This is a genomic window from Lysinibacillus sp. ACHW1.5 (genome assembly GCF_022014815.1).
Lineage (GTDB): Bacteria > Bacillota > Bacilli > Bacillales_A > Planococcaceae > Lysinibacillus > Lysinibacillus capsici.
The window spans coordinates 856,080-874,326 of the sequence record NZ_CP091777.1; the positions used below are offsets into that span (position 1 = coordinate 856,080).

15 protein-coding genes and 1 pseudogene are annotated in these 18,247 nt (G+C 37.7%); 11 read left to right on the forward strand and 5 right to left on the reverse strand.

The window, feature by feature from the left end:
* Positions 1 to 256: 256 nt before the first annotated feature.
* A complete protein-coding gene (gene rnjA / locus L6W14_RS03915; protein ID WP_004224711.1) occupies positions 257 to 1,924 on the reverse strand; it encodes a ribonuclease J1 in 1,668 nt (555 codons plus the stop codon).
* 5 nt (positions 1,925 to 1,929) lie between these two features.
* Positions 1,930 to 2,139 carry a DNA-dependent RNA polymerase subunit epsilon gene (locus L6W14_RS03920; protein ID WP_004224712.1) on the reverse strand — a complete coding sequence of 70 codons (210 nt, stop codon included), beginning with the start codon at positions 2,137 to 2,139 and terminating at the stop codon, positions 1,930 to 1,932.
* Positions 2,140 to 2,575: 436 nt separating this feature from the next.
* Between L6W14_RS03920 and L6W14_RS03925 the strand changes: the two genes are divergently transcribed.
* On the forward strand, positions 2,576 to 3,346 hold the full coding sequence (locus L6W14_RS03925) for a Cof-type HAD-IIB family hydrolase (protein ID WP_054549831.1): 771 nt from the start codon (positions 2,576 to 2,578) through the stop codon (positions 3,344 to 3,346).
* A 58-nt stretch (positions 3,347 to 3,404) separates the two neighbouring features.
* Here L6W14_RS03925 and L6W14_RS03930 read toward each other — a convergent pair whose 3' ends face one another.
* Positions 3,405 to 4,160 carry a DeoR/GlpR family DNA-binding transcription regulator gene (locus L6W14_RS03930; protein ID WP_131521666.1) on the reverse strand — a complete coding sequence of 252 codons (756 nt, stop codon included), beginning with the start codon at positions 4,158 to 4,160 and terminating at the stop codon, positions 3,405 to 3,407.
* A gap of 152 nt (positions 4,161 to 4,312) precedes the next feature.
* Here L6W14_RS03930 and L6W14_RS03935 point away from each other — a divergent pair, with 152 nt between their 5' ends.
* Genes L6W14_RS03935 through phnX form a run of 5 tightly spaced genes read left to right on the forward strand, consistent with a single transcriptional unit; the run spans position 4,313 to position 9,588 of the window.
* On the forward strand, positions 4,313 to 5,065 hold the full coding sequence (locus L6W14_RS03935) for an ABC transporter ATP-binding protein (RefSeq protein WP_131521665.1): 753 nt from the start codon (positions 4,313 to 4,315) through the stop codon (positions 5,063 to 5,065).
* Complete coding sequence (locus tag L6W14_RS03940) at positions 5,058 to 6,689, forward strand: ABC transporter permease subunit (RefSeq protein ID WP_237899513.1); 1,632 nt, start codon at positions 5,058 to 5,060, stop codon at positions 6,687 to 6,689. The genes L6W14_RS03935 and L6W14_RS03940 overlap by 8 nt, the downstream gene beginning before the upstream one ends.
* The gene (locus L6W14_RS03945; RefSeq protein ID WP_237899515.1) at positions 6,686 to 7,672 is read left to right on the forward strand and encodes an extracellular solute-binding protein; all 987 of its coding nucleotides are present in this window, start codon (positions 6,686 to 6,688) and stop codon (positions 7,670 to 7,672) included. Before L6W14_RS03940 ends, L6W14_RS03945 begins: the two co-directional genes overlap by 4 nt.
* Before the next feature lie 13 nt (positions 7,673 to 7,685).
* Complete coding sequence (gene phnW / locus L6W14_RS03950; RefSeq protein WP_131521662.1) at positions 7,686 to 8,786, forward strand: 2-aminoethylphosphonate--pyruvate transaminase; 1,101 nt, start codon at positions 7,686 to 7,688, stop codon at positions 8,784 to 8,786.
* Complete coding sequence (phnX, locus tag L6W14_RS03955) at positions 8,776 to 9,588, forward strand: phosphonoacetaldehyde hydrolase (protein WP_131521661.1); 813 nt, start codon at positions 8,776 to 8,778, stop codon at positions 9,586 to 9,588. The genes phnW and phnX overlap by 11 nt, the downstream gene beginning before the upstream one ends.
* Before the next feature lie 41 nt (positions 9,589 to 9,629).
* Here phnX and def read toward each other — a convergent pair whose 3' ends face one another.
* Positions 9,630 to 10,187, reverse strand: a complete 558-nt coding sequence (def, locus tag L6W14_RS03960) for a peptide deformylase (RefSeq protein WP_131521660.1) — start codon at positions 10,185 to 10,187, stop codon at positions 9,630 to 9,632.
* 394 nt (positions 10,188 to 10,581) lie between these two features.
* Between def and pdhA the strand changes: the two genes are divergently transcribed.
* The 5 genes from pdhA to L6W14_RS03985 all read left to right on the forward strand — a co-directional run bounded on the left by pdhA (position 10,582) and on the right by L6W14_RS03985 (position 16,667).
* The gene (pdhA, locus tag L6W14_RS03965; protein ID WP_004224731.1) at positions 10,582 to 11,697 is read left to right on the forward strand and encodes a pyruvate dehydrogenase (acetyl-transferring) E1 component subunit alpha; all 1,116 of its coding nucleotides are present in this window, start codon (positions 10,582 to 10,584) and stop codon (positions 11,695 to 11,697) included.
* A gap of 3 nt (positions 11,698 to 11,700) precedes the next feature.
* Positions 11,701 to 12,678, forward strand: a complete 978-nt coding sequence (locus L6W14_RS03970) for an alpha-ketoacid dehydrogenase subunit beta (RefSeq protein WP_004224734.1) — start codon at positions 11,701 to 11,703, stop codon at positions 12,676 to 12,678.
* Positions 12,679 to 12,725: 47 nt separating this feature from the next.
* Positions 12,726 to 14,075, forward strand: a complete 1,350-nt coding sequence (locus L6W14_RS03975; protein ID WP_131521659.1) for a dihydrolipoamide acetyltransferase family protein — start codon at positions 12,726 to 12,728, stop codon at positions 14,073 to 14,075.
* A gap of 5 nt (positions 14,076 to 14,080) precedes the next feature.
* Positions 14,081 to 15,496 (forward strand): dihydrolipoyl dehydrogenase, encoded by a 1,416-nt coding sequence (gene lpdA, locus L6W14_RS03980; protein WP_004224738.1) that lies wholly within the window; start codon positions 14,081 to 14,083, stop codon positions 15,494 to 15,496.
* Positions 15,497 to 15,884: 388 nt separating this feature from the next.
* On the forward strand, positions 15,885 to 16,667 hold the full coding sequence (locus tag L6W14_RS03985; protein WP_131521657.1) for an SDR family NAD(P)-dependent oxidoreductase: 783 nt from the start codon (positions 15,885 to 15,887) through the stop codon (positions 16,665 to 16,667).
* Positions 16,668 to 16,719: 52 nt separating this feature from the next.
* Here L6W14_RS03985 and L6W14_RS03990 read toward each other — a convergent pair.
* Positions 16,720 to 18,244 (reverse strand): annotated as a pseudogene (locus L6W14_RS03990) (tripartite tricarboxylate transporter permease).
* Positions 18,245 to 18,247: the final 3 nt, after the last annotated feature.

Consider the following 18,247-nt stretch of genomic DNA (forward strand, 5'->3'; position numbering starts at 1 on the left):
ACTGCGTGAGCTTTTACGAGAGCTACGCTTATAATGCTTGTGACCATAATAATTATGTCGCTTTGAATACCTACTACGGCTACTTGATGAAGAATAATGGCGTTTGGATTTACTATTGAATAAGGAATGAAGAATTTTATCTAGCATAAAAACGCTCCTTTTTGATGTTGTTATTACTATATACGCAAAAATAAAAAGGAGGTTTCAAAAATAAAAAAGAAACTATGTAAATTTTACATAGTTTCTTTTTACGAGGTTAAACCTCCATAATAATCGGTAAGATCATTGGACGACGTTTTGTTTTTTCAAATAGATAAGGTCCCAAAACGTCTGTAATTTCATTCTTCAATTCTGTCCATTGAGGAGTTTTGCTTTGAATTGTTTCATTCAGATGACGGTTTAGCATTTTTTGTGCCTCGTTGATCATCGTACCTGATTCACGCATGTAGACAAATCCACGTGAGATGATGTCAGGGCCAGAAACAATTTTTTGGTTTTCCATATCAACACTTACAACTACAATCACTAGACCTTCTTCAGAAAGAATACGACGATCACGTAACACGATATTACCGATATCGCCAATACCATTGCCATCAATGTAAACATCTCCTGAAGGAATACGCCCAGCTACATGTGCTTCATTGGCACTTAGTGCTAGAACATCACCATTTTCCATAACAAATGTATTGTCTAGTGGAACATCGCAATCTTCAGCTAAATGTGTATGCATTTTTAACATACGGAATTCACCATGGATAGGCATAAAGAACTTAGGCTTCATTAAACGAAGCATCAGTTTTTGTTCTTCTTGAGATCCGTGACCAGATGTATGAATGTTGTTTAATGCACCATGAATGACTTCTGCACCTGCACGGAACAATAAATTAATGATTTTATTAACACTCACGGTATTACCTGGTACTGGTGAAGAAGAAAAGATAACTGTATCGCCAGGCTGTATTTGAATTTGACGATGTGTCCCGTTGGCAATACGTGACAAGGCAGCCATTGGTTCACCTTGAGAGCCTGTACATAAAATCATCACTTCGTTTGCAGGAAGTCGATTGATGCTTTGAGCATCAATAAATGTATCCTTTGGAGCAGTAATGTAACCTAGCTCACGACCAATCGTAATAGCATTGTCCATTGAGCGACCAAAGACAGCAATCTTTCTTCCGTATTTTACGGCTGCGTCTGTGGCTTGCTGTAAACGGTGAATATTTGATGCAAAGGTAGCAAATATAATACGGCTATCCACCTTACGGAAAATCTCATCGATACTTTTTCCAACTGTGCGCTCTGACATTGTGAAATTAGGCTTTTCAGCGTTCGTACTATCAGATAGTAAGCAAAGTACGCCATCACGTCCAATTTCAGCCATCTTTGTTAGGTTGGCTGGTTCACCCACTGGTGTAAAGTCAAATTTAAAGTCACCTGTGTGAACGATATTACCAGGTGGTGTTTTAACAACAATTCCATAAGCATCAGGGATACTATGTGTTGTTCTAAAGAAGCTAACAGATGTTTTTCTGAATTTAATAACATCCTCTTCTTTAATTTCAATGAGTTTTGTTGTACGTAGCAAGCCATGTTCTTCTAATTTATTACGTAATAAGCCAAGTGCAAGCTTACCACCGTAGACAGGAATATTTACTTGACGTAAAAGGTATGGAATACCCCCAATATGATCCTCATGTCCATGGGTAATAAAAAGTCCTTTAATTTTATCGACATTACGTACTAAGTACGTGTAATCAGGAATAACATAGTCAATGCCGAGTAAGTCGTCTTCTGGAAATTTAATACCGGCGTCAATTAAGATAATTTCATCTTGAAATTGAACGCCATAAGTGTTTTTGCCGATTTCGCCCAGTCCGCCGAGCGCGAAAACAGCTGCTTGGTCATTTTTAACAAACTTCATGTTTGTTAAATTTCCTCCAAGACGAAGTTCGGGCTTGCTTGTTCGTACTCTAAGTAGTTACCCTCAAGCAGTTGAATGAACTCGATGTTGTAGTTTCGGTCTTTTAGCTTTTCACGTACTTCACGTTCTGAAGTAGCTTCTAGGTATAGACTTTTAGTATTTTCGCGAACTGGAATCTCATTTGCATTTTCTTGATAATAAACTTTGTAAATCATAGTTTGCTCTCCTTTAATTGCGTACAATTTTCTTGCACCTTTGACTACTACCACACACGTGCTACAAGAAAACAACGAATTTCTTTTATTGAAGAAATGTACGTTTGTAATACTTGTATCTCAATGCTTCAGATGTGCACTATGTTATAAAATTGTATAGGAAGTAGTGAGACAGTGGTTGCGTATAGCCAAATAAATGCATTTCCTTTATATTATCACGCACTTCCTCTAAAATAAAGAAAAGCCCTTCAAATAATGAAGGGCAAATGTTAGGCAATTGATTTTTTTCCGAGTACGCCGCGAAGTTGCTTCAACAATTTCCGTTTGAGTTTCTTCAGCATGGCACATCACTCCTTAGGATCATTATAATTAAAATTATTGTCTATGTAAAGTCATTTAGCTTGAAAGGATAATATTTATGGAAAGGGTTAATAGAATGAACAAAATTTTATTTTTTGATGTCGATGGTACTCTCTATAACAGTGAAAAAAAGTTACCTTCATCTGCAAAAGAGGCACTTTTGACAGCACGACGTAATGGTTATGAATTGGCGATTGCTACTGGTCGAGCACCATTTATGATTGAGTCATTGCTAGAAGAATTAGAGATCGATACGTATGTTACCTTCAATGGCCAATATGTTGTCTATAAAGGTGAGGTTGTCTATACAAATGGGATTGCGAAAGATGAACTAGCTAAAATTATTGCCTTTGGTGAGGCGCGTAACGAACCGGTAGTGTTTTTAGATGATAAACGGATGATTGCCTCAGTTGGCGATCATCGTATGGTAGCTGAAAGCTTAGATACTCTTAAATATCCGTATCCAGAATTAGACTCATCTTATTATATGCAGAACAATGTATATCAAACACTTATTTTTATGGAAGAAAAAGATGAACCTTTATATAATGAAACATTCCCAAATGTTCAATTTGTACGTTGGCATCGTTATTCTTGTGATATTTTGCCAAAGGGAGGTTCGAAGGCTGCTGGTATTGAAAAGGTGCTTGAAAAAATGGGCATCACTTTACAAGATGCCTTTGCTTTTGGCGATGGCATAAATGATATTGAGATGCTACAGGCAGTTGGGACAAGTGTGGCTATGGGAAATGGCCATGAGCGAGTGAAGGCAGTCGCTCATCATATTGCAGACCATGTAGACGAGGATGGCCTCTCTAAAATAATGCGTAAGCTATCCATTATTTAAAAATGAAAAACAACTAGTTGTGAAATTTACAACTAGTTGTTTTTTATTGATTAATGGTCTATGCCATATTGACGGCTTTTATTTGAACACCTTTTTCCGAAAAATGTTGAATCGTCTTTTTGGATAGTGCGTCATCTGTGATAATGACATCTACGTCATCCACTGGACAAACTTGAATCGCTACATCTTTACTAAATTTTGAGGAATCTGTAGCTACGTAGACTTTTTGAGAGATAGAAATAATTTGCTTTCTAGTAATCGCTTCATCCAAGCTAAAATCAGATATGCCTTTTTCAATTGAAACGCCACTAGCGCAAATAAAAGCTTTATTGATATTAAGATGCTCGAAGCGAAATAAAAATTCATTTGATGTCACTGATTTTTCAGAATGGCGTACTTTACCCCCAAGCAGTATAACCTCAATGTTAGAGCCGATTAGATCAAATGCTACAGGTAGTGAATTTGTCACCACTGTTAGTTTTTCCTTGTCCAATAAAAATGGTGTCATTTGATAGGTAGTTGTTCCGCTATCAATGAAAATACATTCCCCATCTTGAACGAGCGAAGCACATGCTTTGGCAATGGCGATTTTCTCTGTTAACTGTTCGTGAAGTCGGTGATCCATTAGTCCTTCTACTGGCTCAATATATTTAACGCCCCCATAAAATTTTTCAATTTTTTTGTCTTGCATCAACTGTTGGACATCACGACGGATCGTTTCCATTGAAACGTTAAACTCTTTTGTAAGTGTTACTAATTTTACTACCTTATGTTGACGTATAAACTGCAAAATTTGGTGTTGCCTTTCTATCATATACATTTCATCACCTCTACTAGATATTTACTCAAAACAATCATAACTTTGTCAACAGTTTGTCAGAATTTACTCAACATTTACACGAATAAGCATTTTCCTTTACAAATAGTCTCTATACTGAAGCTAAGAACTGAGTGAGGTGACCCAATTTGTTAGAGCTAAAAAATATCTCAAAAAGCTATAAAAATAAAAAAGTTTTAGTAGATATCAATGTAACCATCGAATCAGGTGAGATTATTTCATTGCTAGGGCCGAGTGGCTGCGGTAAAACTACTTTGCTTAATATCATTTTAGGACTTGTAGATCCAACTGCTGGTCAGCTTGTCTACAATGGACAAGATATTTCCAAGCAATCAATGCAAGAAAGAGGATTTAATATAGTGTTTCAGGATTTTGCGTTATTTCCTCATTTAAATGCATACGACAATATCATTTATGGATTAAAAAATAAAAACGTGAAAATGTCCAAAGAGGAGATACAAGAATACATTGATTTTTTAGAGCTAGCTCCTCATTTGCATAAGAAGATTCATGAATTGTCTGGTGGGCAAAAACAACGCGTTTCCATTGCAAGAACACTCGTGATGCAACCTAAAATTCTATTATTAGACGAACCACTAAGTGCACTAGATGGCGTTATAAAAGAATCTATAAAGGAGCGTATTAAATCTATCGCCAGTGAATTTAATTTGACGACAATTATCGTGACACATGATCCAGAAGAAGCCCTTACCTTATCAGATAAAGTCATCATTATTAATGAAGGTACAGTTGCTCAATTTGGCACACCTCATGAAATTGTTACAGCGCCCAAAAATCAATTTGTAGAGGATTTTATCTTAAGGCAGCTTCATATTAAGCGCCATAACATCTATCAATTATTTGGAGAAACATATGCTTAAAACGAATAAAATAATGAAATTAATTTTTCTACCGATTCTACTATTTTTTCTATTCTTTTTAATTGTGCCATTGCTTTATATGTTTTGGCAGTCATTCAAAATAGGCAATGTCGTGACCACTCAAAATTATATAGAAGCTTTACGGAATATCGAAATTCGTGAAGCTTTTACGAATAGTTTTAAAGTTTCTTTTGTAGCATCAGTGATTACAACCATTTTAGCCTTTTGGTTGGCCTATGCTGTTCATTTTACTACGATGCATCGCCATACAAAAAAGCTAGTTCAAATTGGAATAACCTTGCCGATGCTACTGCCAACCATCACCTATGGCTTTGTATTGATTTATACATTTGGGAATCAAGGAATTCTAACAAAATTAGTGGGGCAGCCTCTTTTTACAATCTATGGGTATAACGGCTTGGTGATCGGTTACGTCTTATACACATTACCAGTTGCTTTTATATTAATGCAAAACTCCATGCAATATATCGATAAGCGGTTTTTACTTGTTTCAATATTAATGCATGATCAGCCAATGCGTCGTTTTTATCATACCGTATACCGCCCTATGGTTGGGACAATTGGCGGGGCATTTATTTTAACATTTGTTTTAAGCTTTACAGATTTTGGAATCCCTGCATCAGTTGGTGGCAATTACAGGGTAATAGCTACTGAGCTCTACCAAGCCATGTTAGGTTCCATTGTACATTTTGAACGTGGAGCAGTCATTTCGGTGTTAATGCTAGTACCTGCTGTATTAGGTGTTGTCATGCTAACGATTTTAGAGCGCTTCAATTTTCAATATAAACAGGTTGGGCAAAGTGAACTTGTAAAGCATCGTTTACGAGACGCGCTATTTACAATTTATTCAATTCTCAGTGTAACAGCTGTATGTATTATTTTTTCACCCATGTTTATTGTGCCTTTTACCAAAGGCTATCCGTACGATTTCAGCTTTACATTAGAGCACGTTCAAAATGTACTTGCAGAAAAAGATTTAACGAAGGTTTATATCAATTCTCTCATCGTAGCGGTTCTAACAGCCATATTCGGTGTGGGCATAACATTTATGTCGGCGCTTCTTAATACAAGGACACCATTAAAGGGAAGAAAAAGCTTAGATGTAACTTCTATGATGACAAATACAGTTCCAGGTATGGTACTTGGATTATCCTACTTATTTTTCTTTAATGGAAGTTCTTTAAAGGGTACTTTTCTGATCATTATCGCATGTAATATCGTGCATTTTTTTACGACACCTTATTTAATGGCGAAAAATTCATTGCAAAAAATGGATCCTACGTGGGAAGTGACAGCTGAGCTGTTAAAGGATTCGTGGTTAAAAACCGTGATACGAATTATTTTACCGAATATTAGGCCAACGATTTATCAAATGTTTAGCTACTATTTTTTAAATGCGATGGTTACAGTAAGCGGTGTTATTTTTCTTGTCAGCACAAAGACAATGCTTGTATCGACAAGGATAAAAGAGCTACAGCATTTCGCAAAGTACACTGATATTTTTGTTTTATCGATATTCATTTTATGTACAAACCTCATTGTGAAATTAGGTTGTGATTATATAGCAGCACATAAAGAAAAAACGGAGGAGATTACAAAATGAAGAAGTCAACAGGCATGATGTTAGGGACAGTAAGTGCAGCAGCAGTCGTTTTAGCTGCATGTGGAGGGGTAGCAGCAGATTCCAAAGAGCAAGTTATCATTTATTCAAATGCTGATGATGAAGCTATTGAAGTGATGGAAACTACATTGGATGACAAGGGCTATAAAGGTAAGTATTTAATCCAGTCGTTTGGTACTTCTGAGTTAGGTGGAAAAATGATGGCGGAAGGGACAGATATTGAAGCAGATGTTGTAACAATGGCTTCTTATTTTATAGAAAGTGCACAAACCTCAAAATCCATGTTTGTGGATATTTCTTCAGACTTAAAGCCTCTTGATGGGAGTGTTACGTATGCATTACCGATTTTAGGCAATGTAGGCTCTATCTTTATTAATACAGAGGTATTACAACAAAAGGGGCTATCTATTCCGAAATCCATTAAAGATTTGACAGACCCTGCTTATAAGGATTTAGTGTCATTCCCAAACATTATGGACTCCTCAACAGGGTGGCTTCTAGTACAAGCTATTATAAAGGAATATGGTGAAGAGGAAGGGAAAAAAGTTCTAGCAGAGTTAATTAAAAATGCAGGACCACATATTGAAAGTTCAGGCTCTGGCCCTATTAAAAAGGTGAAAACAGGAGAAGTTGCTGCAGGCTTTGGTTTACGTATCCAAGCTATTGATGCCAAAAACGAAGGGTTACCGATTGATTATATTGACCCGACAGAAGGAAATTTCACTTTAACGGAATCTGTCGCTGTTGTAGATAAAGAAGGTGAGGAAGCATTAGCAAAAGAAATTGCAAAGGTAATTGCAACAGAGGCTCGTGATGGTCTTCTAGAGCAATATCCTGTAGCTCTATATGAAGGAGAACAAGTAAAGGACGAGCACGTTCCTGCTTATTTGAAAAAATGGGATACAACCTTAACCGTAGATTTATTAGAAAAACACCAAGCCTTCTTTAAAGAAGCGCAGCGATAAGGAGTTATAGCAGATGAGTAACTATAAATTATTGACGCCAGGTCCATTGACAACAACTGAAGCAGTGAAACGAGAAATGTTAAAAGATCGTTGTACATGGGATGATGATTATAAAAATGTGACACAAGTGATTCGTAAGCAACTCTTAAAATTAGCAAAAGTTGATGAAGCTGATTACACTACGGTACTAATGCAAGGAAGTGGAAGCTTTGTAGTAGAGTCTGTACTCACAACAGCAATTGGTGAAAATGATAAGTTGCTGATACTAACAAATGGTGCTTATGGTGAAAGAATTGTTGAAATGGCTAAAGCCTTAAAGTTACAGCATGTTGTTTATAGTGCTCCTTTTGATGAACAGCCCTCCTTGTTAGAAGTTCAATCCTTCCTTGAAAGAGATAGGAGTATTACTCATGTAGCTCTCGTACATTGTGAGACGACTACTGGTATTTTAAATCCTATTAAAGAAATTGGGGAAGTTGTTCATTCGTTCAACAAAACGTTTATTGTAGATGCCATGAGTAGCTTTGGAGGCGTACCAATGGATTTATCAAGCTTGCATATTGATTTTTGTATTAGTAGTGCCAATAAATGTATTCAGGGTGTGCCAGGCTTTGGTTTTGTTATCGCGAATACAAGAGCACTGGAAAAATGTAAGGGACAAGCTCGAAGTGTTGCATTAGATTTGCATAGTCAGTGGGAAGTAATGAAGCAAGATGGGAAATGGCGTTTCACATCGCCTACACATGTAGTGGCAGCTTTTGCTAAGGCGCTTGAAGAGTTGAATGAAGAAGGCGGAATTCATGCCCGCTACAAACGCTATGCGTATAATAATCAACTACTTCGCTCTCGCTTGTCAGTGCTGGGATTTAAAGCGTATATTTCGGAGGAGCTTCAATCACCAATTATCACAACATTTTTATTCCCGTATAAAGAGTTTTCTTTTGAGCATTTTTATCAAGAAATAAAAAATGCAGGTTTCGTTATCTATCCAGGTAAGCTGACGGATGCCGATACATTCCGTATTGGCAATATTGGTGATATTCATGAGGAAGATATTCTTGCATTATGTGAAAGCATTGAAAATTATATGGTGGTGAAAAACAATGAAAATTGAGACGGTTATTTTGGACTGGGCAGGCACAGCAGTTGACTTTGGTTGTTTTGCCCCTGTTAATGTTTTTTTAACAATTTTTGAAGATGCTGGTGTAATAGTTACACTGGAAGAGGCTCGTAAACCAATGGGGATGCTGAAAATTGATCATATCCGCACCATGCTAGAAATGCCAAGAATTAAAGCAGAATGGCATCGTGTACATGGACAATCCTTTACTGAAAAGGATGTACATGTATTGTATAATCATTTTGAAACAAAATTAATGGAGTCTTTGGCGACCTATACAGATCCTATCCAGCACGTGAAAACAACCGTACAGCAATTAAGAGATGCAGGTATTCGAATAGGCTCTACAACTGGCTATACAGATGCAATGATGGAAGTAGTGACAAAGCATGCTACTGACAAGGGCTATCAACCTGATTTTCTTGTAACACCAACACAGGTTGGTGATAAAGGGCGACCATATCCATATATGATTTTTAAAAATATGGAGGCATTAGGTTCGCAAGCGACGAAGCGAGTTGTGAAGGTTGGCGATACAACATCAGATATAAAGGAAGCCTTAAATGCAGGTGTTTGGGCTGTTGGCGTTATTATTGGAAGCTCAGAAATGGGACTATCCGAAGAAGAATTCAATGCCCTATCTTCAGAAGAACAGCGACAAATCATAGAGAAAACAAAATGTGTTTTTGAAGAATCTGGCGCTCATTATACAATTGAAACAATGGCGGAGTTGCCAGCATTAATTGAAACGATCAATGCTCGGTTAAATATGGATAGACAATTAGAATATAAATAATAATTAACCTCGGCAGAAGTAAAAAACTGCCGAGGTTGTTTTTAGTCGCGCTCATATGGGATTGAATCTGGTATTTCTGCAAATGGATTCTTTTCATTAATGCGGTCATAAAACATAACGCCATTTAGATGATCTAATTCATGCTGAAAGGCAATCGCTGGCAAGCCCTTAAGGCGCATTTTTTTCTCTTCACCATCAACTGTTTTAAATTTTACTGTGATACGTGCATGGCGAGGTACATACCCAGGAATATTACGGTCAACAGAAAGACAACCTTCTCCTGATGATAGGTATGTGTTTTCAACAGAATGGCTAACGATCTTTGGATTTATGGCTACAAAGCTTAATTGTTCACCAGCCTCATCTTTTAAATGAAGAGCAAACATACGCTGTAAGCTATTTACCTGATTGGCAGCCAAACCAATGCCACTACGCAAATTATATTTTTCTGCCATTTCAGGATCTTGGCTGTTGATTAAATATTGAAGCATATCCTCAGCAAGCTTTCTTGTTTCTTCAGTTAAAGGGAATTTAACTTCCTCTGCTTTTGTGCGTAAAGTCGGATGACCTTCGCGGATAATATCATCCATTAAAATCATAATAGTAATCTTCCTTTCAACTTTGTAGTGCTTACTAATAAGTATACATCACGTTTTCGTACAATCCCATGAAAAAAGTCCTTATTTGAATATACTCAAAAAATTTTTCTAATGCTATTAGATTTTCGAGAATGGGGTATTCTACTAGGGGAAAACCTGTTGGAAAACGTAAGAGTTGTATGGTGTGAGTAAGGTGTTGTAATACAGAATTTGAATATTAGTAATACAGTATAGGACAGCGGTGTTTGATTGTTATTCTAGAAAAAATCTTTGTATATAGCAGTAATAGATGATTGACCGACAGTATTTTATTCAGTATACTGAGTGTCAAGAATAAGTTGTACTAGTTAAAAAGGTGATTTATTTTAATACAGCTGAAAGGGAGATGTGACAAATGAGCAAGAAAAACAATAATATTTTTGATGCTAAACAAACGCTAACTGAAATCGAAGATAAGTTTGAAATGTTTCAAATTTTGAATGAAGAAGGCGAAATTATAAATAAAGAGGCAGATCCGAAATTATCAGATGAGGAACTAGTTGAGTTAATGACACGTATGGTTTACACACGTATTTTAGATCAACGTTCAATCTCATTAAATCGTCAAGGACGTTTAGGCTTCTATGCACCGACTGCTGGTCAAGAAGCTTCACAACTTGCTTCTCACTTTGCATTAGAACAAGAAGATTGGATTTTACCAGGTTACCGTGATGTACCTCAAATTGTATGGCATGGCTTACCTCTTGAAAAAGCATTTTTATTCTCACGTGGTCACTTCATGGGCAATCAGGTTCCTGAAGGTGTAAACGTTTTAGCTCCACAAATTATTATTGGAGCACAATATATTCAAGCTGCTGGGGTAGCACTTGGTATTAAAAAACGCGGGAAAAAAGCTGTTGCAGTAACTTATACTGGTGACGGTGGTTCTTCTCAGGGAGACTTCTATGAAGGCATTAACTTTGCAGGTGCATTTAAATCTCCAGCAATCTTCATCGTACAAAATAACCAATATGCAATCTCAACACCTCGTGAATTGCAAACAGCTGCTAAAACAATTGCACAAAAAGGTGTAGCAGCAGGCTTACCAAGTATTTTAGTAGATGGAATGGATGCGCTTGCAGTTTATGTAGCAACTCGTGATGCTCGTGAGCGTGCGGTTAATGGTGAAGGCCCAACATTAATTGAAACAATGTGTTACCGTTATGGTCCTCATACAATGGCTGGGGATGACCCAACTCGTTACCGTACTTCTGATACAGATAATGAATGGGCTCAAAAAGATCCTCTCGTTCGCTTCCGTAAATACCTAGAAGCAAAAGGTATATGGGATGAGAAAAAAGAAGAAGCAGTTATTGAGCGAGCAAAAGAAGAAATTAAAGAAGCAATCAAAAAAGCAGATGCTGCTCCAAAACAAAAAGTAACAGAATTAATGGAAAATATGTATAAAGGCGAAATGCCATCTAATCTAAAAGAACAGTATGAAATCTATAAAGAGAAGGAGTCGAAATAACCTATGGCACAAATGACGATGATTCAAGCAATTACAGATGCACTTCGCACAGAATTAAAGAATGATGAAAACGTTCTTGTATTCGGGGAAGATGTAGGTGTCAACGGTGGGGTATTCCGCGCGACAGAAGGCCTACAAAAAGAATTTGGGGTTGACCGCGTATTTGATACACCATTAGCAGAATCAGGTATTGGTGGCTTAGCAGTTGGCCTTTCTCTTCAAGGATTCCGTCCAGTTCCTGAAATTCAATTCTTTGGTTTCGTTTATGAAGTAATGGATTCAATTAGTGGCCAGCTAGCACGTATGAGCTACCGTAGTGGTGGCGTCTACAATGCTCCAGTAACAATCCGTTCACCATTTGGTGGTGGTGTACACACACCTGAAATGCACTCAGATAGCTTAGAAAGCTTAATGACAGCACAACCAGGACTAACAGTTGTTGTTCCATCAACACCATATGATGCAAAAGGTTTACTTATTTCTTCTATTCGTAATGACAACCCAGTTATTTTCTTAGAGCATTTAAAACTATACCGTTCATTCCGTGAAGAAGTGCCTGAGGAAGCATACGAAATTCCACTAGGAAAAGCGGATGTAAAACGTGAAGGTACTGATTTAACAATTGTTGCTTACGGTTTAATGGTTCATGAAAGCTTAAAGGCTGCAGAAGAACTTGAAAAAGAAGGACATTCTGTAGAAGTAATTGACTTACGTACAATTCAACCAATCGATGTGGAAACAATTATCGCATCTGTTGAAAAAACAGGTCGTGCAATCGTTGTCCAAGAAGCTCAAAAACAAGCAGGTATCGCTGCGAACGTAGTAGCAGAAATTACAGAGCGTGCAATTTTAAGCTTAGAGGCTCCTGTTCTTCGTGTGGCTGCACCAGATACTGTGTACCCATTCCCACAAGCTGAAGGTGTTTGGTTACCAAACTACAAAGATGTAATGGAAACAGCGAAAAAAGTTTTAACATTCTAATAAAGCTTCTAAACTTGAACAACAGTAAATAGAAAGGATGGGTACACATGGCATTTGAATTCAGATTACCGGATATTGGCGAGGGTATTCACGAAGGCGAGATTGTGAAATGGTTCGTTAAAGCTGGAGATACAGTAAAAGAAGACGATATTCTTTGTGAAGTACAAAATGATAAAGCAGTAGTAGAAATCCCTTCACCAGTTGAAGGAACAGTAGAGGAAGTTTTAGTAGGAGAAGGAACAGTTGCCGTAGTTGGCGATGTTTTAATCCGATTAGACGCACCTGGCTATGAAGACTTAAAGCTAAAAGGTGACGATCATGCCGAAGCAAAAACAGAGGCACAAGTTCAAGCAACTGCTGAATCTGGTCAAAACGTAGAAAAAGCTCCTGCTAAAGAGGAAAAGGCACCAGAAAAAGCTCCTGAAAATGCTCCAGAAAAAGTGGAGACAGTAGTTGATGAAACAAAACGTGTGATCGCGATGCCTTCTGTACGTAAATTTGCCCGTGATAACGATGTAAATATTCGTGAAGTGAAGGGTACAGGCAAAAATGGTCGAATCCTTAAAGAAGATATTGAAAACTTCTTAAAAGGTGGCGGCACTGTAGAGGCTGAAACTGCAAATATCGAAACATCAGAAGATACAGTTCAACAAGAAACGTCTACACCAGCAGCACCAGTAGTTCTTGAGGGGGATTTCCCAGAGACTCGTGAAAAAATGTCAGGTATTCGAAAAGCGATTGCAAAAGCAATGGTACACTCGAAACAAACGGCTCCTCATGTTACACTAATGGATGAAGTCGATGTAACAGCTCTTGTAGCACATCGTAAAAAATTCAAAGATATCGCTGCCGAAAAAGGTGTTAAATTAACATACTTACCATATGTAGTGAAAGCACTTATTTCAACTTTACGCGAGTTCCCAGAATTTAATCGCTCTTTAGATGATGCAACACAAGAAATTATCCAAAAGCATTACTATAACATTGGTATTGCAGCAGATACTGAAAGAGGCTTACTAGTACCAGTTATTAAGCATGCAGATCGTAAATCTGTATTTGCAGTGTCTAATGAGATTAATGAATTAGCGACAAAAGCCCGTGAAGGTAAGCTAGCACCACATGAAATGAAAGGTGCTTCCATGTCCATTACGAATATTGGCTCTGCAGGAGGACAATGGTTTACACCAGTTATTAACCATCCTGAAGTAGCAATTCTAGGTATTGGTCGAATTTCAGAAAAACCTGTAATAAAAAATGGTGAAATTGTAGCCGCACCTGTGTTAGCATTATCATTGAGCTTTGATCATCGTATGATCGATGGAGCCACTGCGCAAAATGCTTTAAATCATTTAAAGCGTTTGTTAAGTGAGCCAGAATTATTATTAATGGAGGCGTAACAAAAATGGTAGTAGGAGATTTCCCAATCGAAACAGATACTCTTGTCATTGGTTCAGGTCCTGGAGGATATGTAGCAGCAATTCGTGCAGCTCAAACTGGCCAAAAAGTAACAATCGTTGAAAAAAATGTACTTGGTGGAGTGTGCTTAAACGTAGGTTGTATCCCATCAAAAGCATTAATTTCAGTAGGTCACCGTTTTGAGCAAGCTAAACATTCAGATGACATGGGAATCATCGCTTCTGATGTGAAATTAGACTTCTCAAAAGCACAAGCATTTAAAGACAGCGTTGTTAAGAAATTAACTGGCGGTGTTGAAGGCTTACTTAAAGGTAACAAAGTTGAAATTGTACAAGGTGAAGCTTATTTCGTTGACGCTCATTCAGTGCGTATCATCAATGGTGAATCTGCTCAAACTTACACATTTAACAATGTCATTATTGCAACAGGTTCTCGTCCAGTTGAAATTCCAACATTCAAATTCACTGATCGTGTATTAAATTCTACTGGTGCACTTTCTCTACAAGAAGTACCTGGTAAATTAGTTGTTATCGGTGGCGGTTATATTGGTACTGAGCTTGGATCAGCTTATGCGAACCTTGGCTCTCAAGTAACAATTATTGAAGGCGGAAAAGATATTTTAGCTGGCTTCGAAAAACAAATGACGCAAATCGTGAAAAAAGGCCTTAAAAAGAAAGGCGTTGAAATTGAAGTTAACGCATCTGCAAAAGGCGTAGAAGAAACTGAAAACGGCGTAGTAGTAACTTATGAAGTAGGCGGAGAAGAGAAAAAAGTTGAAGCTGATTACGTATTAGTTACTGTAGGACGTCGTCCAAATACAGATGAAATGGGCCTTGCTGAAATCGGAGTTGAATTCGGTGAACGTGGTCTAATCAATGTTGACAAACAATGTCGTACAAATATTCCAAACATCTATGCAATCGGTGATATCGTAGCAGGTCCTCAGCTTGCACATAAAGCATCTTACGAAGGTAAAGTTGCTGCTGAAGCAATTGCGGGTGAAAAATCAGTTGTTGATTATCTTGCAGTGCCAGCTGTATGTTTCACAGATCCAGAAATGGCGACAGTTGGTTACAATGAAGAACAAGCAAAAGCTGAAGGCATTGAATACACTGCAGCGAAATTCCCATTCGCAGCAAATGGTCGTGCTCTTGCATTAAACCAATCAGAAGGTTTCGTGAAACTTGTTGCTCGTAAAGAGGATGGCTTATTAATTGGTGCTCAAATCGTAGGTGCTGGTGCATCTGATATGATCGCTGAAATGGGCTTAGCGATTGAAGGCGGAATGACTGCTGAGGATATCGCATTAACAATTCACGCTCACCCAACATTAGGTGAAATTACAATGGAAACTGCTGAAGTATTACTTGGCAACCCAATCCACATTGTAGCGAAAAAATAATTTGAATAAAGGAGTGTAGATAAAGCGGGATCATTCGCTTATCTACACTCCTTTTTTGATGCCACTGTATTATTAAGAACAGATGGGTGAGTAAGAAAGGGTAACAACTCGAAAATGTGCTCTCCGATTGAAGTGAAAAACGGAAATTTTTATTATAAAAACCGTCATTAGAAATCTAAATCTTTTTATGAACAATTAATTTTTATATTAGCTTGTTCCCATAACAGGCTTTAATGATAATGAAAAGTAATAAGTAGCTCTTCATGAAAAATTCCGTCATTATAGCTTTCAAATCGAATTTCTATCATTTAGAAGCTCCTTTGATTATTCTGAATAATCGATAAATGCTATAATGATAGCATTGTAGAAAGTAAGGGAGGATTTAATAATGGAGCTTAATTTAACGGGGAAAGTAGCAATTATAACAGGATCGAGTAAAGGAATTGGCTATTATACAGCCATGCAGCTTGTTAAAGAGGGTGCACAGGTTGTACTTTGCGCTCGTGGTGAAAAGCAACTGCAAGTGGCTGCAGGATGTATAAAAAACGAAACAGGCGTAGATGTATTAATTGTTCCAACTGACATTACAAAAGAAAAAGATTGTAAGTATCTCATTGAGCGTACTGTAGAGCATTTTGGACGTGTGGATATTCTTATTAATAATGCTGGTACAGCTTCAGCGAATTCCTTTGAAACGGTGAGTAGTGAGCTGTGGCAGGCAGATTTAGATTTAAAGGTATTTGGTGCTATTCATTGTTCAAAATATGCTGCTCCATATATGCGAAAGGCTGGTGGCGGTGCAATCGTTAATGTGACTGCTGTGATGGCTAAAACTCCACCTGCAAGCTCACTTCCTACTACTGTAAGCCGTGCTGCGGGGCTTGCCTTGACGAAAGCGATGAGCAAGGATTTAGGGAAGGATAATATTCGAGTAAATTCTGTATGTATAGGACTTATTCGTAGTGATCAAATCGAAAAGAAATGGAAAAAGGAAGCACCAAATTTATCGTGGGAAGATTATTCTCGTAAAGTGGGACAAGCAATTCCACTTGGTCGAGTAGGAGATACACAAGAAGCAGCAAACGTGATCGCTTTCTTAGCATCTGATGCGGCGAGCTATGTTACAGGAACAGCTGTTAATATTGATGGTGGCTCTGGTCACGCATTATAAAATAGTAAAGATCCACTATACAAATAGAAGTATAGTGGATCTTTAAGAAAAATTACCCTTCTTCATTAATAAGAACATTTTTACCACGTATTTTCATAATCAGTGGTATAAGTACCATGAAATGGAAATCACTAAAAATAGTAATGATAAAGGCATTGTTATAAAAGTAGAAAAGTCTCCATACGAAATGGTTAATGCACGGCGCATATTATTTTCAATCATTGGCCCTAGTACCAGTGCAAGGACTAAGGGAGCTACTGGGTAATCATTTTTAGCAAATAGATAACCAAGAACACCACAAGCTACTAATAAAAATACGTCAAATGTGGCGAATTGCACGGCATAAACACCAAAAATTGAAATGGCAATAATTATAGGCAATAGATATTTTTTAGGTGTTTCGATGATTTTGGCAAAAATGCGGACTAAAGGCATATTTAATACTAGTTACATTAAATTTCTAATGAACATACTGGCAATTAATCCCCAAGCAACTTGAGGATGTTCATCAAATAATAATGGACCTGGCTGAATATTATACATAATAAGTGCACCCATTAAAATATCAGTAGTACCTGAGTCGGGAATTCCTAATGTTAGTAATGGGATCATTGCACCGCCTGAGGCAGCATTGTTCGCTGATTCTGGCCCAGCTACACCCGCAATATGACCTTTTCCGAATTGCTCGGGTGTTTTACTAAATTTTTTTCAGTAATATAAGAAATGAATGAGGCAAGTGTTGCACCTGCACCGGGTAATACGCCAATGAAAAAGCCTCATAAGGAGCCGCAAGCAATAGGAACAGCACTATCCTTTAAATCTTCCTTTGTTGGTAATACACAATTAATTTTGGCTAATTGACCATCCTCTTCTTCTTTTTCAAGAATGGTTTTAAATACTTCGCCTAATGCAAATAAACCAACAACGATAGTTATAAATACAATGCCGGAGAATAACATTGGCTGACCAAATGTAAAACGTTCGATACCTGATACGGCATCAATACCAACTGTCCCGAGCATAAGCCCTAAAACAGTCATAATTAAAGCTTTGGTAATAGAACGTCCTGCTAGGCCACTAACTACTGCAAGTCCTAATAACATCAAAGAAAAATATTCTGCGGGTCCAAATTTAAGTGCTAATTTTGACAATGGATTTGCCAATAATATCAGACCTAGTAGCGCTACAACGCCCGCACAAAATGAGCCAATGGCCGCGATCGAAAGAGCACTTCCTGCACGGCCTTGTTTAGCCATTTGATAGCCATCCAATGTTGTCACAACTGATGACGATTCACCAGGCGTGTTTAATAGAATGGAGGTTGTTGATCCACCATACATGGCCTCGTAGTATACCCCTGCAAGTAAAATAATGGAGCTTGTAGCAGCAGCCTCAGTAGGTAGTCCAGTTGTAATAGTTGCTGTAACAGGTATTAATAATGCAACTCCACTCATTGGACCTATACCTGGAAGTACACCAACTGCTGTACCAATTATGACACCCACAAGAGCGAATAAAAGGTTTTGCCATTGAAGGGCAACTGCAAAATCATCAGCTAAAAATTGCAATGTTGACATATG

What these genes read in the sequence shown, in the direction of transcription:
- L6W14_RS03940 (WP_237899513.1), top strand. Translation starts at nt 5,058, where the DNA reads ATGCTTAAAACGAATAAAATAATGAAATTAATTTTTCTACCGATTCTA.
- L6W14_RS03920 (WP_004224712.1), bottom strand. Translation starts at nt 2,139, where the DNA reads ATGATTTACAAAGTTTATTATCAAGAAAATGCAAATGAGATTCCAGTT.
- rnjA (WP_004224711.1), bottom strand. Translation starts at nt 1,924, where the DNA reads ATGAAGTTTGTTAAAAATGACCAAGCAGCTGTTTTCGCGCTCGGCGGA.
- def (WP_131521660.1), bottom strand. Translation starts at nt 10,187, where the DNA reads ATGATTTTAATGGATGATATTATCCGCGAAGGTCATCCGACTTTACGC.
- phnW (WP_131521662.1), top strand. Translation starts at nt 7,686, where the DNA reads ATGAGTAACTATAAATTATTGACGCCAGGTCCATTGACAACAACTGAA.
- L6W14_RS03970 (WP_004224734.1), top strand. Translation starts at nt 11,701, where the DNA reads ATGGCACAAATGACGATGATTCAAGCAATTACAGATGCACTTCGCACA.
- L6W14_RS03985 (WP_131521657.1), top strand. Translation starts at nt 15,885, where the DNA reads ATGGAGCTTAATTTAACGGGGAAAGTAGCAATTATAACAGGATCGAGT.
- lpdA (WP_004224738.1), top strand. Translation starts at nt 14,081, where the DNA reads ATGGTAGTAGGAGATTTCCCAATCGAAACAGATACTCTTGTCATTGGT.
- L6W14_RS03930 (WP_131521666.1), bottom strand. Translation starts at nt 4,160, where the DNA reads ATGATAGAAAGGCAACACCAAATTTTGCAGTTTATACGTCAACATAAG.
- L6W14_RS03975 (WP_131521659.1), top strand. Translation starts at nt 12,726, where the DNA reads ATGGCATTTGAATTCAGATTACCGGATATTGGCGAGGGTATTCACGAA.
- L6W14_RS03945 (WP_237899515.1), top strand. Translation starts at nt 6,686, where the DNA reads ATGAAGAAGTCAACAGGCATGATGTTAGGGACAGTAAGTGCAGCAGCA.
- phnX (WP_131521661.1), top strand. Translation starts at nt 8,776, where the DNA reads ATGAAAATTGAGACGGTTATTTTGGACTGGGCAGGCACAGCAGTTGAC.
- pdhA (WP_004224731.1), top strand. Translation starts at nt 10,582, where the DNA reads ATGAGCAAGAAAAACAATAATATTTTTGATGCTAAACAAACGCTAACT.
- L6W14_RS03925 (WP_054549831.1), top strand. Translation starts at nt 2,576, where the DNA reads ATGAACAAAATTTTATTTTTTGATGTCGATGGTACTCTCTATAACAGT.